We start from the raw sequence: 19,793 nt of genomic DNA on the forward strand, positions 1-19,793 counted from the left end.
ACAGATCCCGCAGTCACTGCGGGATCGTCATATATCGACAACAGGATTCACTTTTAATAAGACATGAACTATTTTAAAAAAATACTGCATTTCGCAGCGCCCTACCGCAAATACGGTATACTCAATATCTTTTTTAATATTCTTTACGCTTTGTTCAGCGCCGTCTCTTTCGTTGCGCTGATCCCAATGTTGGACGTTCTGTTCGGAGAGAATCAAAAGGTTTACAGTAAACCCGAATATACCGGACTGGGAGATTTGAAGAATTATCTTCAGGATTACCTCAATTTCAAAGTTACCGAATTCGCCGGGGAGGATCAGATGAAAGCTTTGGTACTGGTGATCTCACTGGTCATCGTACTATTCTTGCTTAAGAATCTGTTCAACTACCTGGCTATGTATTTCATCACCTTTCTGAGAAACGGTGTATTACGGGATATCAGAGATGCGATGTTCAAAAAGGTGACCAGTTTGCCTATCGCATACTATTCAGAAAAAAGAAAAGGAGATATTATCGCTCGTATCACCTCCGATGTGTTGGAAATACAGCATTCTTTCCTGTCCATTCTCGAATTGATCGTTCGGGAACCCCTGACTATTCTGTTCACTATCATCGTGATGTTCGGAATAAGTACCAAACTCACCCTTTTCGTATTCATCTTCATTCCGATTGCCGGAATGCTCATATCGCGAATCGGAAAATCTTTAAAAAAACAATCAGACAAGGCACAGAAGGAACAAGGTGACTTTTTATCCATCATCGAAGAAACACTGGGTGGCTTACGTGTTATAAAAGCTTTCAATGCCGAAGGTCGGTTCAACGAGAAGTTCGGAGCTTCCACCACCCGATTCTTCAGGTTTTCCAACAGTGTCCTGAACCGCCAGAATCTGGCTTCTCCTACCAGCGAATTTCTGGGTATTCTGGTTATAGGAATACTCCTATGGTTTGGCGGTAAAATGGTTTTGATCGACAAAACCCTTGACCCCTCTTCTTTTATCGCCTATATGGGTCTTGCCTATAATATTCTGACTCCTGCAAAATCCATCAGTAAAGCTTCTTACGGAGTTAAGAAAGGGAATGCTGCCGCTGAAAGAGTACTGGAGGTCCTGGAAACAGAAAACACCATTAAGGATGCGCCGGATGCCATCATAAAATCTGAATTTGAAGATAAGATCACTATTGAAAAAATAAGTTTCGCATATGAAGATGATCTTGTTCTGAAAGAATTCAGTCTGGACATCCCCAAAGGAAGTACCGTTGCCCTGGTCGGTCAATCCGGAAGTGGAAAAAGTACAATTGCAAATCTTGTAACCCGTTTTTATGATGTTAATCAGGGAGCCATCAAGATCGATGGAACTGACATCAGAAACATCACTAAATCCAGCCTGCGAGAATTGATGGGAATCGTAACTCAGGATAGCATCCTTTTTAATGATTCCGTCGCTAACAATATCCGTCTGGGAAAACCCGATGCCACCATGGAAGAGATCGAAGAGGCAGCAAAAATCGCAAATGCCTACGATTTCATCATGGATCTTCCCGAAAAGTTCGATACTAATATCGGAGATTCCGGTGGTAAATTAAGCGGTGGACAAAAACAACGTTTATCCATCGCCAGAGCGGTACTTAAAAACCCTCCGATCATGATTCTGGACGAAGCTACTTCAGCACTGGATACCGAAAGTGAAAAACTCGTACAGGTAGCTCTCGAGAATATGATGCGTAACCGTACCTCCATCGTGATCGCTCACCGTCTTTCTACTATTCAAAATGCAGATCAGATCATTGTCATGCAAAAAGGGAAGATCGTGGAACAGGGCGACCATCAGAAATTGCTGGAAAATGGCAATGTCTATAAAAAACTCGTGGAAATGCAATCATTCGGGTAGACCCTACCGAATTATGTTAAAAGATCTAATGAACCAGACAATGACTCAAACATTTGTCTGGTTTATTGTTTATGGAGATTATCGATCAAACAAAATGTGCTATCCGGTGAGGGTCATTCCTACATACAAAACAGGCTCCTGCGATCAAGTGATCTGCAAACGCCCTGGTATACACCAGCGAACTTCACGGGCTCTTTAACATTATTCATCATTCATTTTAAACCTTTTTATTAATTTGTAGTCTTACTTTAAAATCCTATTGATTGGAGGCGCAGGAACTGGTAAACGAATTACAGGATAAACGAACGCAGGAAGCAGCGTTCCGCAAGCTTGTACAACTCTATAAAGAAAGGTTGTACTGGCATATCCGTCGGATCGTACTTGATCATCACGATACCGACGATGTACTGCAAAATACGTTTATCAAAGTGTACACCAACATCAATGGTTTCAGAGGAGAGAGTTCGATCTATTCCTGGATGTACAGGATCGCCACTAATGAAGCAATCAGTTTTCTGAATGCTCAGGCACGAAAGAACAATATAACCAATGAGGAACTCAAGAGTCAGAAGATCAAAAACCTCAGAGCCGATGTATATTTTGAAGGAGATGAAATACAGTACAAATTACAGGAAGCATTAGCGCAGTTACCTGAAAAACAATTGTTGGTTTTTAACATGCGTTATTACGATGAAATGAAGTATGAGGATATATCCAGAATACTCCATACATCCGTGGGAGCCTTAAAAGCATCCTATCATCATGCAGCAAAAAAAATTGAAGAATATCTGAAAAACACAGATTGAAAATGATACCCGAAGATCTAAATAATAAAAATAAAGGGTTTAAAGTTCCCGACGATTATTTTCGGGACTTTGAAGATGACCTCTTGAGCCGTGCGCGACTTAAGGATTCTCTTCCCGATGACGAAGGTTTTAAGGTCAACCCCGCATACTGGGATCGGTTTGAAAAGGAATTGTTCGAAAAGATCGAATCTAAGAAATCCGGACGTGTTATTTCCCTCTACAAAATACTTGGTCCGGTTGCAGCGGCGGTCATCGTTATTGTAATGACTGTATATTTTACCCGTAACGATAATTTCCCTTCCGCGCAGGATGCTGTGGCTTCCGGAAATGAAACAGAATCAAGCCTTGAATCTGACTATCTGGATTTCATTCCTTATAGTCTACTTTTTGAAGACATAGACGCTCAGGATCTGGAGGAGTTATCTCTAACAAAAGAACTGGTAGATGAGGATGCTATTCTCGATTACCTTTATGATAACACAGACATTTACAATGTCGTAAGCTTTGAAAATTTAAATGAAAATTAAAAAACAACATACGATCATGAAATATATCCTAACTGCAATGGTCATCCTATTTTGCTTTTCCGGCCAGGCTCAGGAAAGCAAGCGTGATAAGATCAGAGCCATGAAGGTTGCCTTCATCACCGAAAAGCTGGAACTCTCTTCCGCTGAAGCGGAGAAATTCTGGCCAGTTCACAATAAATACGATGATCTCCTATTTCAACTCAAAGTTCGGGAACATGGAAAATTAATGCGAGACCTTCGCAAAAGTGGATTGTCAGGAATCACCGATCAGGAATCCAGAGAAATATCAAAGCAATTAAAGACACTGGAGACCAAAATCTTTGAGACTGAACAAGCCTACTATGACAATGTAGAAAAAGTGCTTTCTTCCAAAAAGGCTATCTATCTCAGAGTTTTAGAGGAAGATTTTAAACGAGAACTCTACAGGCAATTAAAGGAAATGCATCGAAAAAAAGAATAAATTGAAATCCACCGGTTAAAGAAATTTAACCGGTGTTTTTTTTTAGGATTGTCTCCGGATAAGCTCCTGGATTATTTGAATTCAAGCCTGGATATTCGATCCTTTCCTGCGGCATAAGCCGTGGAATCTGTATCGAATCTTAACGTATAAAAACCTTCATCAGATAATTTTATCCATGAATCGCCTGCAGTAGAAGAATAATAGATTCCATTGAATCCAACCGCTACCAATTCAGAGGCCTGACCTCCGGGTACATATTGTACACAAGAAAGGTATCCGGGTTCAATTCCATCGGCAACGGTTTTCCAAGTCTTACCTCCATCAGTTGTTTTAAGCTTATTGGCAGTATTTCCTGTAGGCTCGGTATAATCGCCTCCTATAGCAAATCCGTTCATAGCATCATAAAAGGCCACTGAATACATTCCCGTAGTTTCCTTGCCTTTAACCACTGGCACCTCGATCGATTCCCAGGTCTGTCCTCGGTCTGCAGAATGCAGAATCCTCGATTCAACACCACCGGTGGCGATCCAGGCATGATCCCCATTGACAGCAATATTGGTATTACTGGCTGCAAATGCACCTTCCTTATCGGATGCCGGTAATTTTTCACATGGCACTTTGGCCCATGTATTACCGCCGTCACGGGTAACGATCACAGACATACAACCACCTACAGGATCACCCACGGCAATACCGTCCAAATCATCCCAAAAGGTCATCGCATCATAAAAAACACCTTCACCCTCTTCCTTATAAACCAGTTCCATCTTACCCTGATCACCCGTTTTAAACAACAAAGCAGGACTTTCGATCGATAATACGAAGAAATCATTTGAAGTAGCAGCCACGGCTCTGAACTGCAATTTCAGAGAGTCGTGTTCGATCTTTGAGGTTCGAACCAGATTCCTGGAATTATCATAAAGACCATATAGATTATCGGTACCTGCAAAACCGAGATTCTTACCCATCATCGTTATGGCCCGAATACTCACGCTGTCTTCATAAACAGGTTCGATTTTTACCGTGGTATAATTATTTTTTACAGATTCGGTTTTACCGGCACAAGAGGCCAGAAGACATAAAAGTAGGATGTATCGGATCATAATCAGAATTTGGACTAAAAATAAGTTTAATAGCCGACAAAGCAATACCTTTGCGGTCAATTTTATTTTTTATGAAACTTCACAGAAATCTGGTTTTTGCAGTAATCGACGGATTGAACGAAATATTCAACGGAGACAAATATGCCGATAAGGTGGTGGAACAATTACTCAAACGCGATAAAAGATGGGGTGCCCGTGATCGTGGATTCATCGCGGAAACAACCTATGATATCGTTCGTTGGAAAAGACTTTATGCTGCTATCGCCGATGTAAATGAACCCTTCAGCCGCGAAAACCTCTGGAGAATCTTTGGAGTTTGGGCTGTCTTAAGAGGTATACGCCTTCCCGACTGGCCGCATTTAAAGGACACCCCTTCCCGAAGAATCAAAGGTAGATTTGATGAACTTTCCAAGATCAGAAAATATCGCGAATCCATCCCTGACTGGATGGATGAACTGGGCGTTAAGGAACTCGGTGAAAAGGTTTGGACCAAAGAACTCAATGCGCTCAATGAACAAGCCGATGTGATCATAAGAGCTAACTCGCTCAAAACCGATGTAAATTCATTACAAAAAAGACTTCTTGAAGAAGATATTCAATCGAAACCGCTAAAAGGATACCCGGACGCACTGGTGTTAGCGGAAAGGGCAAATATCTTTAAAACGGAAGCATTTCAGCAAGGCCTCTTTGAAGTACAGGACGCATCTTCCCAACTGGTGGCCGATTTTGTGGATGCTGCTCCGGGAATGCGAGTGGTTGATACCTGTGCAGGTGCCGGGGGGAAAACACTTCACCTCGCTGCCAGAATGGAAAACAAAGGTCAGATCATTGCGATGGATATATTCGGAAACAAACTTTCCGAACTCAAACGAAGAGCCCGAAGAAATGGAGCGCACAATGTTGAAACGCGTGTGATCGACTCATCAAAAGTGATCAAAAAATTAAAGGAAAGTGCAGACAGAGTATTGATCGATGCTCCCTGTAGCGGACTCGGCGTATTGAGAAGAAATCCTGATGCGAAATGGAAACTGCAACCCGAATTTCTGGATTCTATAAAAGAAACTCAGCAACAGATCCTGAAAGATTACTCAACCATGGTTAAAAAGGGAGGTAAAATGGTCTATGCTACCTGCTCGATCCTTCCTTCAGAAAATCGCGCTCAGGTAGAACAATTCCTTAAATCGGAATCCGGGGCTAATTTCAAACTGGTAAAAGACAAAAGTATCCTTGCTTCAGAAGCCGGATTTGACGGTTTCTATATGGCCCTGCTCGAAAAAAAGGATTAAGCAGAAAGCACAAAAGACAGGTATAACTTTACGCAAACGCTAATACATTGCGTTTCAACTGGTTTAACAATAGTTAAACATCAGCATACAATTCGTATTTACCACTATAAAATAGGCGGAAATTTAAACGGAAAATTTTACCTTTGCGCTTTCAATAAAAAATTATCAGTTCGCTACCTAAAGCGGACTAAAACACTGACATTTATGATCGTTTTCTTCGGAAACCCAAAGGAAAAGGTTTTTGCAGTTCAAACCTCTAAAGAACTGTCGGCAGAAGATAATTCCAGACTGATCTGGTTGTTCGGTAACCAACCGAACTTAGGTGCGGCGTCCGTTGACGCCTTTTTTGTTGGTCCCCGTGCCACGATGATCACTCCATGGAGTACCAATGCTGTTGAGATCACCCAGAATATGGGTATTGAAGGAATTCTCCGCATAGAAGAGTTTTTTCCTTGCGAAGAAGACAGTCACGATTATGATCCGATGCTTTCGCAGAAATTTGCGAAACTGGATCAAAACCTCTTCAAAATAGAGATCGAACCGCAGCCTATTATGGAGATCGAAGATATCTCGGCATACAATGATAAGGAAGGCCTTTCACTTAGCGAGGAAGAGGTTAGCTACTTAAACGGACTTGCTGAAAAGCTTGGACGAAAGCTTACCGATTCTGAAGTTTACGGCTTCGCACAGATCAATTCTGAACACTGCCGCCATAAGATCTTTAACGGTACCTTTGTGATCGATGGTGAAGAAAAGCCTACTTCGCTTTTCAAACTGATCAAAAAGACCTCTGAAGAACACCCGAACGATATCGTTTCGGCTTATAAAGACAACGTTGCCTTTCTGAAAGGCCCAAAGGTTACTCAATTCGCTCCTAAGAGTGGTGATAAACCTGATTATTATACTGAAAAAGAATTCGATTCTGTTATATCCATCAAAGCGGAAACACATAATTTTCCTACTACCGTAGAGCCTTTTAATGGAGCTGCAACGGGTTCAGGAGGTGAAATCAGAGACCGCCTTGCCGGTGGAAAAGGATCATTACCGCTTGCAGGAACCGCGGTATATATGACCTCGTATTCCCGACTGGAAGAAAATCGACCCTGGGAAAACCAAATGGATGAAAGAAAATGGTTATACCAAACCCCGATGGATATCCTTATCAAAGCATCCAACGGAGCTTCCGACTTTGGAAATAAATTCGGTCAGCCACTGATCGCAGGTTCCGTACTTACCTTCGAACATGAAGAAGAAGCAAGGAAGCTGGGATTTGATAAAGTGATCATGCTTGCCGGTGGAATCGGATATGGTAAAATCGATCAATCGATAAAAGCAACTCCTAAAACCGGCGATAAGATCGTGGTGATGGGTGGTGATAACTATCGTATCGGAATGGGGGGTGCTGCAGTATCATCTGCCGATACCGGTGAATTCAGCAGTGGAATCGAACTCAATGCCGTACAACGTTCGAATCCTGAAATGCAAAAACGTGTTGCGAACGCTGTAAGAGCCATGGTGGAAAGCGATGATAATGATATTGTTTCCATTCATGACCATGGTGCCGGAGGACACTTAAACTGTCTTTCCGAACTTGTGGAAGATACCGGTGGAAGAATCGAGATCGATAAGCTTCCAGTTGGAGATCCAACCCTTTCCCTGAAAGAACTCATCGGAAATGAAAGTCAGGAGCGAATGGGACTGGTAATCGGAAAAGAACATACCGAGAGACTCAAAAGGATCGCAGATCGTGAAAGATCACCGATGTATGAGGTAGGTGATGTTACCGGAGATGACCATTTCTCCTTTGAATCATCATCTCGTGGAGTAAAACCTATGAATCTTGATCTCAGCGATATGTTCGGAAGTTCTCCGAAAACAATCATGAACGATCGTAAGATCAATAGAAATTATAAATCGCCGGAATATAATGCCGGTGCTATCACGGAGTACCTGGAACAGGTACTGCAATTGGAAGCCGTGGCGAGTAAAGACTGGTTGACCAATAAAGTAGACCGATGTGTAAGCGGCCGTGTTGCAACACAACAATGTACCGGACCGTTACAACTTCCCCTTAACAATTGTGGCGTCATGGCTCTTGATTACAAAGGGAAGGAAGGAATTGCAACCGCAATAGGTCATGCGCCTGTCTCTGCTTTGGTTGATCCGGTTGCAGGAAGCCGTAATTCAATAGCAGAGTCTCTGACCAATATTATCTGGGCTCCCTTAGAAGAAGGAATCAAGTCTGTTTCCCTTTCTGCAAACTGGATGTGGCCGTGTAAGAATGAAGGAGAAGATGCCAGACTTTATGATGCAGTAGAAGGTTGTTCAGATTTTGCAATAGCCTTGGGTATCAATATCCCAACCGGAAAAGACTCGTTGTCGATGAAACAAAAATATCCGAACGAAGAAGTGATCGCTCCGGGTACGGTTATCATCTCCGCAGCAGGACACTGTTCCGATATCACAAAAACTGTTTCACCTACCCTTCATATAGAAGGTGGAAGTATCTACTATATCAACCTTTCCGGTGACGATTTCAAACTTGGCGGATCATCTTTTGCTCAAGTTAGAAATGCTATTGGTAATGAAGTTCCTACGATCAAAGATGCTGCAATGTTTAAGCAAGCCTTTAATACGATTCAGGAACTCATCAAAAAAGACCTGATCCTTGCAGGACATGATGTTGCCAGTGGCGGACTTATTACTACCTTGTTGGAAATGTGTTTTGCCGATGTGCATACAGGTGCTCTTATCGATCTTTCCCCGTTACAGGAGTCGGATGCGGTAAAGGCTTTATTCAACGAAAATTCAGGGATTGTATTCCAGGTTGCCGATGATGCCAAAGCAGAAGCCATGCTTCAAGAGGCCGGAATCACCTTTATAAAGATCGGAAGTGCCGTTGAAGGTGATCGACTTCAACTTAAGAACGGAGATCAGAACTTCTCATTCAGCATCTCCCGCTTAAGAGATATTTGGTTTAAAACCTCTCACCTTCTGGATGCTAAGCAAAGTGGAGTTAAGAAAGCGGATGAAAGAGCTAACAATTATAAGATTCAACCCTTAACGTATAGTTTCCCTGCAGATTTCGACGGCAAAAAACCGATTTTGGACTCTAGTAAACCAAGGATCAAGGCTGCGATAATCAGGGAAAAAGGAAGTAACTCAGAAAGAGAGATGGCCAATGCCATGTATCTGGCAGGTTTTGATGTAAAAGACGTGCATATGACCGACCTTATAAGCGGACGTGAGACACTGGAGGATATTCAGTTTATCGCTGCCGTGGGTGGATTCTCAAACTCAGACGTATTGGGAAGTGCAAAAGGATGGGCCGGAGCCTTCTTATACAACGAAAAGGCCAATAAAACCCTTAAGGCATTCTTCGATAGAAATGACACCCTTTCCTTAGGCGTTTGTAACGGATGTCAATTGTTCGTGGAACTCGGATTGATCAACCCTGACCATGAAGACAAACCGAAAATGCTACATAACGAATCTCATAAATTCGAATGTAACTTTACGTCCGTGAAGATCCAGGAGAACAATTCTGTTATGCTTTCCGGACTTGCAGGAAGTACGCTCGGTATCTGGGCTGCACATGGTGAAGGTAAGTTCAGCTTCCCTTATGATGAATCAAAATACAACATCGTTGGTAAGTACGGATACGAAGGGTATCCGGCGAATCCTAATGGTTCAGATTTCAATACTGCGATGATGACCGATGATAGCGGAAGACACCTTGTAATGATGCCTCACCTTGAACGTTCTACATTCCCTTGGAACTGGGCTCATTATCCAAACGACCGAAATGACGAAGTATCGCCATGGCTAACGGCTTTTGTCAATGCCAGAAAATGGCTGGAAGCAAAGAAATAAATTGATATATTTACATAATAATTAAGGAGTTGGTAATAATCAACTCCTTTTTTTTAATTCCTAATGAAAATAATGCACATTTTTTTATAATTTGCAATTTTGTAAAACGAATAAAATGATAAAGGTTTCCCGTCTTTTTGACATACCTGCCTATCAACTTGAGAAACATAATCTCGATGATGCTTTGGTAACCAAATACGGTAATGAATGGGTCAAAACCTCTTCTGCCGAATATGTTGCACTCTCGAACCAGGTAAGTCGGGGTCTTCTGAGATCCGGAATTAATCCCAATGATAAAATTGCTGTTATATCTTCCAATAACCGTACAGAATGGCATATTGCAGATATTGGTATACTTCAGGTAGGTGCTCAGAATGTGCCAATCTATCCTACCATCGCTGAAGAAGATTATGCCTATATTCTTAACCATTCAGAATCGGTAATCTGTATCGTTTCTGATCAGGAGGTCTATAACAAGCTTAACAGTGTTCGTGATCAGATCCCGAAATTAAGGGAAGTTTATTCCTTTAACGAGATCAAAGGAGTCAAGAATTTTCGCGAAATTCTGGAATTGGGTAAAGATGACAGCAACCAGCATGAAGTAGAAGCAAGAAAGGCAGTTGTAACTGAAGACGATCTGGCTACGATTATTTATACTTCAGGAACCACAGGTCGCCCTAAAGGCGTGATGCTTTCTCATAAGAATATCACATCCAATGTAATGGCAAGTCATGAGCGTGTTCCTTTGGAACCGGGAGACAAAGCTCTTAGCTTCCTCCCTATTTGTCACATTTTTGAGAGAATGCTCGTATACCTCTACCAATATTTTGGCATAAGAGTCTATTTCGCAGAATCCATTGACAAGATGAGTGATAACCTTAAAGAAGTCAAACCCGAGGTAATGAGTGTGGTGCCAAGACTTCTTGAAAAAGTATACGACAAGATCTACGCCAAAGGGTCAGAACTGACCGGAATCAAGAAAAAACTTTTCTTTTGGGCTGTAGAACTGGGTCATCATTTTGAACCCTATAATGCCAATGGAAGCTGGTATGGCTTTCAGCTGGAGATCGCTAGAAAACTTATTTTCAGTAAATGGCAGGAGGCATTAGGCGGAAATCTGAAGATCCTGGTTAGTGGAAGTGCTGCATTGCAACCAAGACTTTCCAGAGTTTTCGGAGCTGCAGGAATTCCAGTTATGGAAGGCTACGGACTCACGGAAACATCTCCGGTGATTGCAGTTAATGACCAGAACAACAGAGGATGGAAAATTGGTACCGTAGGAAGAGTTTTGAACGGAGTTGAAGTAAAGATAGCCGAAGATGGTGAGATTCTTTGTAAAGGTCCGAATGTAATGATGGGATATTACAAAGATCCGGAACGCACGGAAGAGGCATTAAAAGACGGCTATTTCCATACCGGTGATATCGGTGAGATCGATAAGGAAGGATTCCTGAGAATTACCGATCGCAAGAAGGAAATGTTCAAGACATCAGGCGGAAAATATGTCGCACCTCAGCTTATAGAAAACGAGATGAAACAATCCAGGTTCATCGAACAGATCATGGTGATCGGAGAAGGCGAAAAGATGCCCGCTGCCCTGATACAACCCAATTTTGACTTTGTTCGGGAATGGGCACGCCGCCACAATGTTCAATTGAACGGAGATGATGCTTCCTTAGTCAGCAATCAGCAGGTCATAGCCCGTTTTCAGGAAGAAGTAGACCGGTATAATCAGAAGTTCGGGCACTGGGAACGCGTTAAAAAGTTTGAACTCACTCCGGATGCTTGGAGTACAGAAGGCGGACAACTCACCCCTACCCTCAAATTAAAAAGAAAGATTATCAAACAAATTTATCAGGATCTATATAATAAGATCTATGATAGAGCATAACTCATTTACTATTCAAACTGAGTTCCATTTTGACAAAATTTATGAAAACTCCCCATATTCTGGGGAGTTTTTTTATTAAATTATCTTAAAAGACACCCTTAGATTTAAAACTTACTAAGTTTATTATAATTTACTATGCATGCATAGTAAAATTTTCATATATTTGATGCTAGACCTATTCAACAATGAAAGATAAGACCATAGATTATTTGCTTCGGGCAACCTGGCAGGCAGTTACCAAAATGTATAACGAAGAAGCCTCCAAGTTCGATAGCACCATGGCAACGGGTTTTACACTGTTAAGCATCGATCCCGAACATGGATCGCCATCTACCACGCTCGGGCCACGGATGGGCATGGAAGCGACCAGCCTTTCACGTATTCTGAAAAACATGGAGAATAAGGGGTTGATCACCAGAAAACCAAATCCGGAAGATGGCCGTGGAGTTTTGATTTGTCTTACACCTTTCGGACAGGAGAAAAGAACCGTTTCTAAAGAAGTTGTACTAAAATTCAATGACATTGTAAAAAAGAATGTTACTGATGAAGATCTAAAAGGTTTTATAAAAGTTACAGAGACTATCAACGAACTCATATCAGAGAAAAAGATTTACCATAACGAAAACACCAAAAACAACGAGTAGACAATGACGCGAAGAATCAAAAAAGTAGCGGTGATCGGATCCGGTATCATGGGTAGTGGTATAGCATGCCATTTCGCCAATATCGGTGCAGAAGTATTACTGCTGGATATCGTTCCCAGAGAATTGAATGAAAAAGAAAAAGCCAAAGGACTCACTCTAGATGATAAAGCAGTACGCAATCGAATCGTCAATGAGAACCTTCAGACTGCGATAAAATCAAAACCCTCTCCTATTTATCATCAGAAGTTCACCACTCGGATCAAAACCGGAAATCTGGATGATGACCTGAAACGAATTGCTGATGTGGATTGGGTGATCGAGGTAGTTGTAGAAAGGCTCGATATCAAAAAAAGTGTCTTTGAAAAGATCGAACAATTCCGAAAACCGGGAACCCTAATCACTTCCAACACTTCAGGTATTCCCATACATTTTATGAATGAGGGAAGAAGTGAAGACTTCAGAAAGCATTTTGCTGTAACGCATTTCTTTAATCCACCGCGTTATTTAAAACTTTTTGAAGTTGTTCCAGGTCCTGATTGCAAACAGGAAGTAACTGACTTTCTATTAAGTTATGGAGAAAAATTCCTGGGCAAAACCAGTGTTCTGGCTAAGGATACTCCCGCTTTCATCGGAAACAGGATTGGAATCTTCGGAATCCAAAGCTTGTTTCATCAGGTAAAAGAAATGGGATTATCGGTTGAAGAAGTGGATAAGCTTACCGGCCCAGTTATTGGTCGACCAAAATCTGCTACCTTCCGTACCGTTGATGTCGTAGGATTGGATACTTTGGTTCATGTGGCAAACGGAATCTTTGAAAATTGCCCTGAAGATGAAGCACATGAACTGTTTAAATTACCGGGATTCATCCAGACCATGATGGAAAAAAAATGGTTGGGAAGTAAAACCGGTCAAGGTTTCTATAAAAAAGTAACCGGTGATGACGGAAAGAGTCAGATTCTATCACTCGATCTGGACACCATGGAATATACGCCTTCCAAAAAAGCATCCTTTGCCACATTGGAACTCACCAAAACCATAGATAAGGTCATCGACCGTTTTCCGATATTGGTCAATGGAAAAGATAAGGCTGGTGAATTCTACAGAAAGAATTTCGCTTCATTATTTGCCTACGTCCAAAATAGAATTCCTGAGATTTCCGATGAACTATACCGTATCGATGATGCTATGAAAGCCGGATTCGGATGGGAACATGGTCCTTTCGAGATCTGGAATGCTATTGGGGTAAAGAAAGGGATCGAATTGATGGAGGCCGAAGGACTCCAACCGGCTGCCTGGGTAACCGAAATGCTGGCCACCGGAAATGAGACCTTTTATACCGTTACGGATGGAGCTACGTATTATTATGATATTCCATCCAGGAAACAAACGAAAAAACCAGGACAGGATGCTTTTATAATCCTGGATAATATTCGCAAATCCAAAGAGGTCTGGAAAAACAGCGGCGTTGTGATTGAAGACCTCGGAGACGGAATTCTAAATGTCGAATTCCAGTCAAAAATGAATACCATCGGAGGCGATGTGCTTGCCGGACTGAATAAAGGAATCGATCTTGCTGAAAAAGACTTCCAGGGACTTGTCGTAGGTAACCAGGGAGCCAATTTCTCGGTCGGCGCCAATATTGGAATGATCTTTATGATGGCTGTTGAACAGGAATATGATGAATTGAACATGGCCATTAAAATGTTTCAGGACACCATGATGCGCATGCGCTATTCCTCAATTCCAACCATTTCCGCTCCTCATGGAATGACCCTCGGTGGCGGATGTGAATTATCCCTGCACGCCGATAAAGTGGTTGCTGCAGCAGAAACCTACATGGGACTCGTCGAGTTCGGAGTAGGAGTTATTCCGGGTGGAGGAGGTTCTAAGGAAATGACCCTAAGAGCAGCCGACACTTTCAAAAAAGATGATGTTGAACTAAACGTTCTCCGTGAATATTTCCTGAGCATCGGTATGGCAAAAGTATCGACCTCCGCTTATGAAGCCTTTGACACCGGAGTTCTTCAAAAAGGTAAGGATGTAGTTGTGGTCAATAAAGACCGCCAGATCGCAGAAGCGAAAAAGCACGCGTTATTATTGGCTGAAGCCGGTTACACCCAGCCCCCAAAACGTCATGATATAAAAGTGCTCGGAAAACAAGCATTGGGTATGTTCATGGTGGGAACAGATTCCATGGAGGCCGGTCATTATATCTCGGAACATGATAAGAAGATCGCTAATAAACTTGCCTGGGTGATGGCAGGAGGTGATCTCTCCGAACCCAATTATGTGAGTGAGCAATACCTGCTCGATCTTGAACGGGAAGCTTTCCTTTCTTTATGTACAGAGCGAAAAACTCTGGAAAGGATTCAGCATATGTTGAAAACAGGAAAACCACTGAGAAATTAATGAACAGGTTAAGAGCAGAGAAATCACCACAAAAAACAAGAAAATGAAACAAAGAACAGCATATATAGTCAAAGCTTACAGAACTGCTGTAGGTAAAGCACCCCGCGGTCTATTCCGGTTCAAAAGACCTGATGAACTTGCCGCAGAAACCATCGCGTATCTTTTAAAGGAGATTCCTCAACTGGACAAGAAACGCATCGATGATGTGATAGTCGGAAATGCGATGCCAGAAGCAGAACAGGGTCTTAATATGGGACGCCTGATCTCTCTGATGGGACTCAAGATCGAAGATGTACCCGGAGTAACGGTAAACCGTTACTGTGCGTCTGGCCTGGAAACAATTGGTATTGCCACCGCAAAAATTCAATCCGGAATGGCCGATTGTATCATTGCAGGAGGTGCCGAAAGTATGAGTTATATTCCGATGGGCGGTTACAAACCCGTTCCCGATTATAAATTGGCAAAAGAAGGAAATGAAGATTATTACTGGGGCATGGGGCTCACTGCTGAGGCCGTAGCCAATCAGTACAAGGTTTCGCGGGAAGATCAGGATGAATTTGCCTTTAATTCCCATATGAAAGCGCTGAATGCTATCAAGGAAGGTAAGTTCAAAGATCAGGTTGTTCCAATCGATATTCATGAAGTGTATGTAGGCGGTGACGGCAAAAAAGCCGAAAAGAATTATATCGTAGACACCGATGAAGGCCCGCGTGCCGATACCTCCATGGAAGTATTGTCAAGACTTAAACCTGTTTTTGCTCAGGGAGGTAGTGTGACGGCTGGTAATTCTTCTCAAATGAGCGACGGAGCAGCATTTACACTCGTAATGAGTGAAGATATGGTTAAAGAACTCAATCTGGAGCCTATCGCAAGACTTGTTTCTTATGCAGCCGTAGGTGTAGAGCCAAGAATCATGGGAATCGGCCCAGTTAAAGCCATTCCAAAAGCATTGGCACAGGCAGGAATGAAACAAAATGATATTGAACTGATAGAGTTGAACGAAGCCTTTGCTTCACAATCTCTTGCAGTAATTCGTGAACTCGGATTAAATCCGGAAATCGTCAATGTTAACGGAGGAGCAATCGCATTAGGACATCCGCTGGGATGTACCGGTGCAAAACTTTCTGTACAGCTGTTTGACGAAATGAAAAGAAGAAATAACAAATATGGTATCGTTACCATGTGTGTAGGAACCGGCCAAGGTGCTGCAGGGGTTTACGAACTCCTCTAAAGACAACCAAACTTTGATTCGGACCGATATTTAATTTATTAGACATATTTACTTAAAATAACTGATTAGAAATGCAAACCACTGATAAAGAATTAACACGAGGCGGCCAGTTTCTGGTAAAGGAAACTCCGGCTGAAGATGTCTTCACTCCGGAAGATTTTTCGGAAGAACAACAAATGATGCGCGATTCCGTCAAGGAATTTGTTGACCGGGAAATATGGGCAAAAAAAGAACAGTTCGAAAAGAAGGATTATGCATTGACCAAATCCGTAATGGATAAGGCCGCGGAACTCGGACTTCTTGGTGTTGCCGTTCCGGAGGAATATGAAGGTTTGGGTATGGGATTCGTAACCACTATGCTGGTATGTGATTATATCTCAGGGGCAACCGGATCCTTTGCCACAGCATTTGGGGCACACACCGGTATCGGCACCATGCCGATCACGCTTTATGGTACAGAAGAACAAAAGCAAAAATATGTCCCTAAACTGGCGACCGGGGAATGGTATGGCGCATACTGCTTAACAGAACCTGGAGCAGGTTCCGATGCTAACAGTGGAAAGACCAAGGCCGTGCTATCTGAAGATGGTACACACTATTTGATCAGCGGTCAGAAAATGTGGATTTCGAATGCCGGATTTGCCAGTCTTTTCATTGTTTTTGCCAGAATTGAAGATGATAAAAACATCACTGGATTTATCGTTGAAAACGACCCTTCTAATGGCATTACGTTAGGAGAAGAAGAACATAAACTCGGAATTCATTCATCTTCTACCCGTCAGGTATTCTTTAGCGAAACGAAAGTTCCCGTAGAGAATATGTTATCAGAAAGAGGAAACGGATTCAAGATCGCCATGAATGCATTGAACATCGGGAGGATCAAACTTGCCGCTGCCTGTCTTGATGCACAGCGCCGCGTAACAACTGAAGCCGTTAAATATGCTAATGAAAGAATACAGTTCAAGACTCCTATCGCAAAATTCGGAGCGATCAAAGCAAAGCTGGCAGAGATGGCTACGAATGCCTATGTAGGTGAATCTGCTTGTTACCGTGCTGCTAAAGATATCGAGAACAGAATTGAGATCAGACTCTCCGACGGTGCTTCACATTCAGAAGCTGAACTAAAAGGAGTAGAAGAATATGCGATCGAATGTTCTATCCTTAAAGTAGCGGTATCAGAAGATTGTCAGCAATGTACAGACGAAGGAATTCAGATCTTCGGAGGGATGGGGTTCTCTGCAGATACCCCGATGGAATCTGCCTGGAGAGATGCCCGAATCTCAAGAATCTATGAAGGAACCAATGAGATCAATAGAATGCTTGCTGTAGGTATGCTGATCAAAAAAGCAATGAAGGGACATGTAGACCTTTTAGGTCCTGCCATGGCCGTTAAAGATGAATTGATGGGAATTCCTTCCTTTGATACACCCGATTATAGTGAAGCATTGAGTGAGGAGAAAGAAATGATCACCAAGCTTAAAAAAGCCTTCCTTATGGTTGCAGGTGCAGGCGTACAAAAATATGGACCGGAACTTGAAGAACATCAGCAACTATTGATGGCTGCTGCCGATATTCTGATCGAGATCTATATGGCTGAATCAGCCTTGTTAAGAACAGAAAAGAATATAAAACGCTTTGGTGAAGAAAGTCAGGCACATCAGATCGCGATGACCAAACTCAATCTGTTCAATGCGGTTGAAAAGATCAACACCAAAGGTAAGGAAGGTATCGCAAGCCTTGCAGAAGGAGATGAACAGCGAATGATGTTGATGGGTCTTAAACGATTCACTAAATACACCAACCTGCCTAACGTGGTTGAATTGAGAAATAAGATCGCAGAAAAAGTAACTGCAGAAAATAAATATTGTTTTTAGATCTAAAGATATTCTATTAGGTTTTAGAATTTAGTTGTTTGAAAAAGGCTGCCTTTATTGGCAGCCTTTTTTTGTTCTGTTTAGTAATGTTGAATTTTTAAGTACCTGCCAGCACCAGTTTATGATGCTTCATTGCATTATAAATTACTCGTCAAAGACATTCTTCAGAAAATCTGTGATATAGGTTATGGTAGGTTCATACCATGGGTTCACAAGCCAGAAGGAGTGCGGAGAATCCGGGATGGTATGCACTTCTGAATAGATTCCTCTATTTTTTAATTCATTGATCATGGCATCACGGCCTGCATGAAATCGCGGTTGAGCACTGTTTACAAATAGTATCGGAGGTGTATTTTCACTTACATATTCCAAAGGTGAAGCCGCCTTCCATATTTCGAGGTTTTCCGATTTATAGCCGCCGAGCCATTTTGCAGCATATCGCCCCTCTTCAGCTTCCGGACTAACAAAGGACACGATTCCATCAATATTGATTATCGCTTGTACTTTAGAATTGCCCGTTCCGGTTACACCGGACAGGCTTGCAAGTTGTGCTCCGGCCGAAGCCCCCAGGACAGCCACCCTATCCGGATCAACATTAAATTCTTCGGCATGATTCCTGAGATAAGTCAGTGCCGCATGCAGATCATTTAAGGCAGCAGGATAAGGCTTTTCATCACTAAGTGTATAGGAAACGTTCATAGCTACATATCCAGCCCTGGCTAAATCATACGCGAGGATTTCCATGTTATCCTTACTTCCAGAGATCCATCCGCCTCCGTGAACTAATAAAACTGCCGGATGTGGTTTCCTTCCTTTATTCGGCAGAAATATATCTGCCTTTTTATCGGTTCCATCTCCAACCCGGTATATGATATCCTTTTTTAAATCTGTCTTCAATTTATCAGGCAATCCTGTTGGAGTAACATCTGGATAATATTTTTTAAGCTTCTCCGAAGTGGTCTGTATGGTATAGGGAGAAGGCTTCAGACTATCAAGCGCTAGTACTTTCAGCCCCTCAAATACTTGTTGTGCCACTGCCCTGGCACCATCCGGTTGAAAATGGGTGTTGTCGTTCTGTCCTTTAGGATAGGCTTCATATACCCCGGCTGGCAAATTCATAAAATAATGCTCCGAAACATATTCCTTCCCCTTCTTTGTGAAAAAAGCTCTTGAACGCATGTTAAGATCGATCAGTGGTACCTTCATTTCTAAAGCCACTTCTCTCGGCGCCAGATCATACATACCATGTATATCTTCGAGAACTCCCTCTTTCCATGGATAATTTCTTGCTACTGGAGTCAGGATGATCGGGAAGGCTCCTTTTTCACGACTTTGCGAAACAAACAATCGTAAGAATTCCTTATATCCTGTTGTATCCACATACCGCTCCGGTTTGTTTTCAGCAGCATCGTTATGTCCGAATTGCATCATTACAATATCACCCGGTCGTAATGACTCATAGACCTTTCGCCATCTGCCTTCCTGAAAAAAGGTACGGGTACTCCTACCACCCCGAGCCCGGTCATCAACGATCACAGAATCCGTTCTGAAGAGATCATGAAAATATCCAAGGCTATCCTTTTTGAAGAATTCCTGAAATACCTGTCCCCATCCTGTTACCGGATACCGCGTTTTCATATAATCTTTACCCGGCTCATAATTGTTACTATAATCTGCCATGGTAGAATCGCCGATAAGGTAAATCGTGACCGGTTTTTTGTCTGCAGTAAAAGATAACAGCAAAAATCCAAATGCTATTGAAGCCCCTATTTTAAAGCTTTTAAACTTTAATCGTTCCAAAA

The 19,793-nt window shown here is 42.3% G+C and carries 13 protein-coding genes; 11 read left to right on the forward strand and 2 right to left on the reverse strand.

Annotated features, from left to right (window positions below):
* Window positions 1-63 precede the first annotated feature (63 nt).
* The 4 genes from DMZ48_RS09680 (at window position 64) to DMZ48_RS09695 (ending at window position 3,680) form a co-directional block, all read left to right on the forward strand.
* Window positions 64-1,887, forward strand: a complete 1,824-nt coding sequence (locus DMZ48_RS09680) for an ABC transporter ATP-binding protein (RefSeq protein ID WP_143954934.1) — start codon at window positions 64-66, stop codon at window positions 1,885-1,887.
* A 263-nt stretch (window positions 1,888-2,150) separates the two neighbouring features.
* Window positions 2,151-2,693, forward strand: coding sequence for an RNA polymerase sigma factor (locus tag DMZ48_RS09685; protein ID WP_143954935.1), 543 nt, complete (start codon window positions 2,151-2,153; stop codon window positions 2,691-2,693).
* The gene (locus tag DMZ48_RS09690) at window positions 2,690-3,220 is read left to right on the forward strand and encodes a hypothetical protein (RefSeq protein ID WP_143954936.1); all 531 of its coding nucleotides are present in this window, start codon (window positions 2,690-2,692) and stop codon (window positions 3,218-3,220) included. The genes DMZ48_RS09685 and DMZ48_RS09690 overlap by 4 nt, the downstream gene beginning before the upstream one ends.
* 16 nt (window positions 3,221-3,236) lie before the next feature.
* Complete coding sequence (locus DMZ48_RS09695; protein ID WP_143954937.1) at window positions 3,237-3,680, forward strand: hypothetical protein; 444 nt, start codon at window positions 3,237-3,239, stop codon at window positions 3,678-3,680.
* Window positions 3,681-3,751: 71 nt separating this feature from the next.
* Here the strand turns inward: DMZ48_RS09695 and DMZ48_RS09700 are convergent, their stop codons facing one another.
* On the reverse strand, window positions 3,752-4,783 hold the full coding sequence (locus DMZ48_RS09700; RefSeq protein ID WP_143954938.1) for a WD40/YVTN/BNR-like repeat-containing protein: 1,032 nt from the start codon (window positions 4,781-4,783) through the stop codon (window positions 3,752-3,754).
* A gap of 71 nt (window positions 4,784-4,854) precedes the next feature.
* On the opposite strand from DMZ48_RS09700, the gene DMZ48_RS09705 reads away from it, so the two are divergent.
* From DMZ48_RS09705 to DMZ48_RS09735, 7 genes are all read left to right on the forward strand, one after another.
* Complete coding sequence (locus DMZ48_RS09705) at window positions 4,855-6,069, forward strand: RsmB/NOP family class I SAM-dependent RNA methyltransferase (RefSeq protein WP_143954939.1); 1,215 nt, start codon at window positions 4,855-4,857, stop codon at window positions 6,067-6,069.
* Window positions 6,070-6,273: 204 nt separating this feature from the next.
* A complete protein-coding gene (gene purL, locus DMZ48_RS09710) occupies window positions 6,274-9,942 on the forward strand; it encodes a phosphoribosylformylglycinamidine synthase (protein WP_143954940.1) in 3,669 nt (1,222 codons plus the stop codon).
* A gap of 115 nt (window positions 9,943-10,057) precedes the next feature.
* Window positions 10,058-11,833, forward strand: a complete 1,776-nt coding sequence (locus tag DMZ48_RS09715; RefSeq protein ID WP_143954941.1) for an AMP-dependent synthetase/ligase — start codon at window positions 10,058-10,060, stop codon at window positions 11,831-11,833.
* A gap of 185 nt (window positions 11,834-12,018) precedes the next feature.
* Window positions 12,019-12,477 carry a MarR family winged helix-turn-helix transcriptional regulator gene (locus tag DMZ48_RS09720; RefSeq protein WP_143954942.1) on the forward strand — a complete coding sequence of 153 codons (459 nt, stop codon included), beginning with the start codon at window positions 12,019-12,021 and terminating at the stop codon, window positions 12,475-12,477.
* A gap of 3 nt (window positions 12,478-12,480) precedes the next feature.
* On the forward strand, window positions 12,481-14,886 hold the full coding sequence (locus tag DMZ48_RS09725; protein ID WP_143954943.1) for a 3-hydroxyacyl-CoA dehydrogenase/enoyl-CoA hydratase family protein: 2,406 nt from the start codon (window positions 12,481-12,483) through the stop codon (window positions 14,884-14,886).
* Window positions 14,887-14,929: 43 nt separating this feature from the next.
* The gene (locus DMZ48_RS09730; RefSeq protein WP_143954944.1) at window positions 14,930-16,117 is read left to right on the forward strand and encodes an acetyl-CoA C-acyltransferase; all 1,188 of its coding nucleotides are present in this window, start codon (window positions 14,930-14,932) and stop codon (window positions 16,115-16,117) included.
* Window positions 16,118-16,188: 71 nt separating this feature from the next.
* Window positions 16,189-17,991 (forward strand): acyl-CoA dehydrogenase family protein, encoded by a 1,803-nt coding sequence (locus tag DMZ48_RS09735; protein ID WP_143954945.1) that lies wholly within the window; start codon window positions 16,189-16,191, stop codon window positions 17,989-17,991.
* Window positions 17,992-18,135: 144 nt separating this feature from the next.
* Here the strand turns inward: DMZ48_RS09735 and DMZ48_RS09740 are convergent, their stop codons facing one another.
* Window positions 18,136-19,791 (reverse strand): alpha/beta hydrolase fold domain-containing protein, encoded by a 1,656-nt coding sequence (locus DMZ48_RS09740; RefSeq protein WP_242009170.1) that lies wholly within the window; start codon window positions 19,789-19,791, stop codon window positions 18,136-18,138.
* Window positions 19,792-19,793 lie beyond the last annotated feature (2 nt).

The organism is Robertkochia solimangrovi (genome assembly GCF_007279655.1).
Classification (GTDB): Bacteria; Bacteroidota; Bacteroidia; order Flavobacteriales; family Flavobacteriaceae; genus Robertkochia; species Robertkochia solimangrovi.

Coding starts and splice junctions, on each gene's coding strand:
- DMZ48_RS09705 (WP_143954939.1), top strand. CDS start 4,855: ATGAAACTTCACAGAAATCTGGTTTTTGCAGTAATCGACGGATTGAAC.
- DMZ48_RS09730 (WP_143954944.1), top strand. CDS start 14,930: ATGAAACAAAGAACAGCATATATAGTCAAAGCTTACAGAACTGCTGTA.
- DMZ48_RS09725 (WP_143954943.1), top strand. CDS start 12,481: ATGACGCGAAGAATCAAAAAAGTAGCGGTGATCGGATCCGGTATCATG.
- DMZ48_RS09695 (WP_143954937.1), top strand. CDS start 3,237: ATGAAATATATCCTAACTGCAATGGTCATCCTATTTTGCTTTTCCGGC.
- DMZ48_RS09720 (WP_143954942.1), top strand. CDS start 12,019: ATGAAAGATAAGACCATAGATTATTTGCTTCGGGCAACCTGGCAGGCA.
- purL (WP_143954940.1), top strand. CDS start 6,274: ATGATCGTTTTCTTCGGAAACCCAAAGGAAAAGGTTTTTGCAGTTCAA.
- DMZ48_RS09715 (WP_143954941.1), top strand. CDS start 10,058: ATGATAAAGGTTTCCCGTCTTTTTGACATACCTGCCTATCAACTTGAG.
- DMZ48_RS09735 (WP_143954945.1), top strand. CDS start 16,189: ATGCAAACCACTGATAAAGAATTAACACGAGGCGGCCAGTTTCTGGTA.
- DMZ48_RS09700 (WP_143954938.1), bottom strand. CDS start 4,783: ATGATCCGATACATCCTACTTTTATGTCTTCTGGCCTCTTGTGCCGGT.
- DMZ48_RS09680 (WP_143954934.1), top strand. CDS start 64: ATGAACTATTTTAAAAAAATACTGCATTTCGCAGCGCCCTACCGCAAA.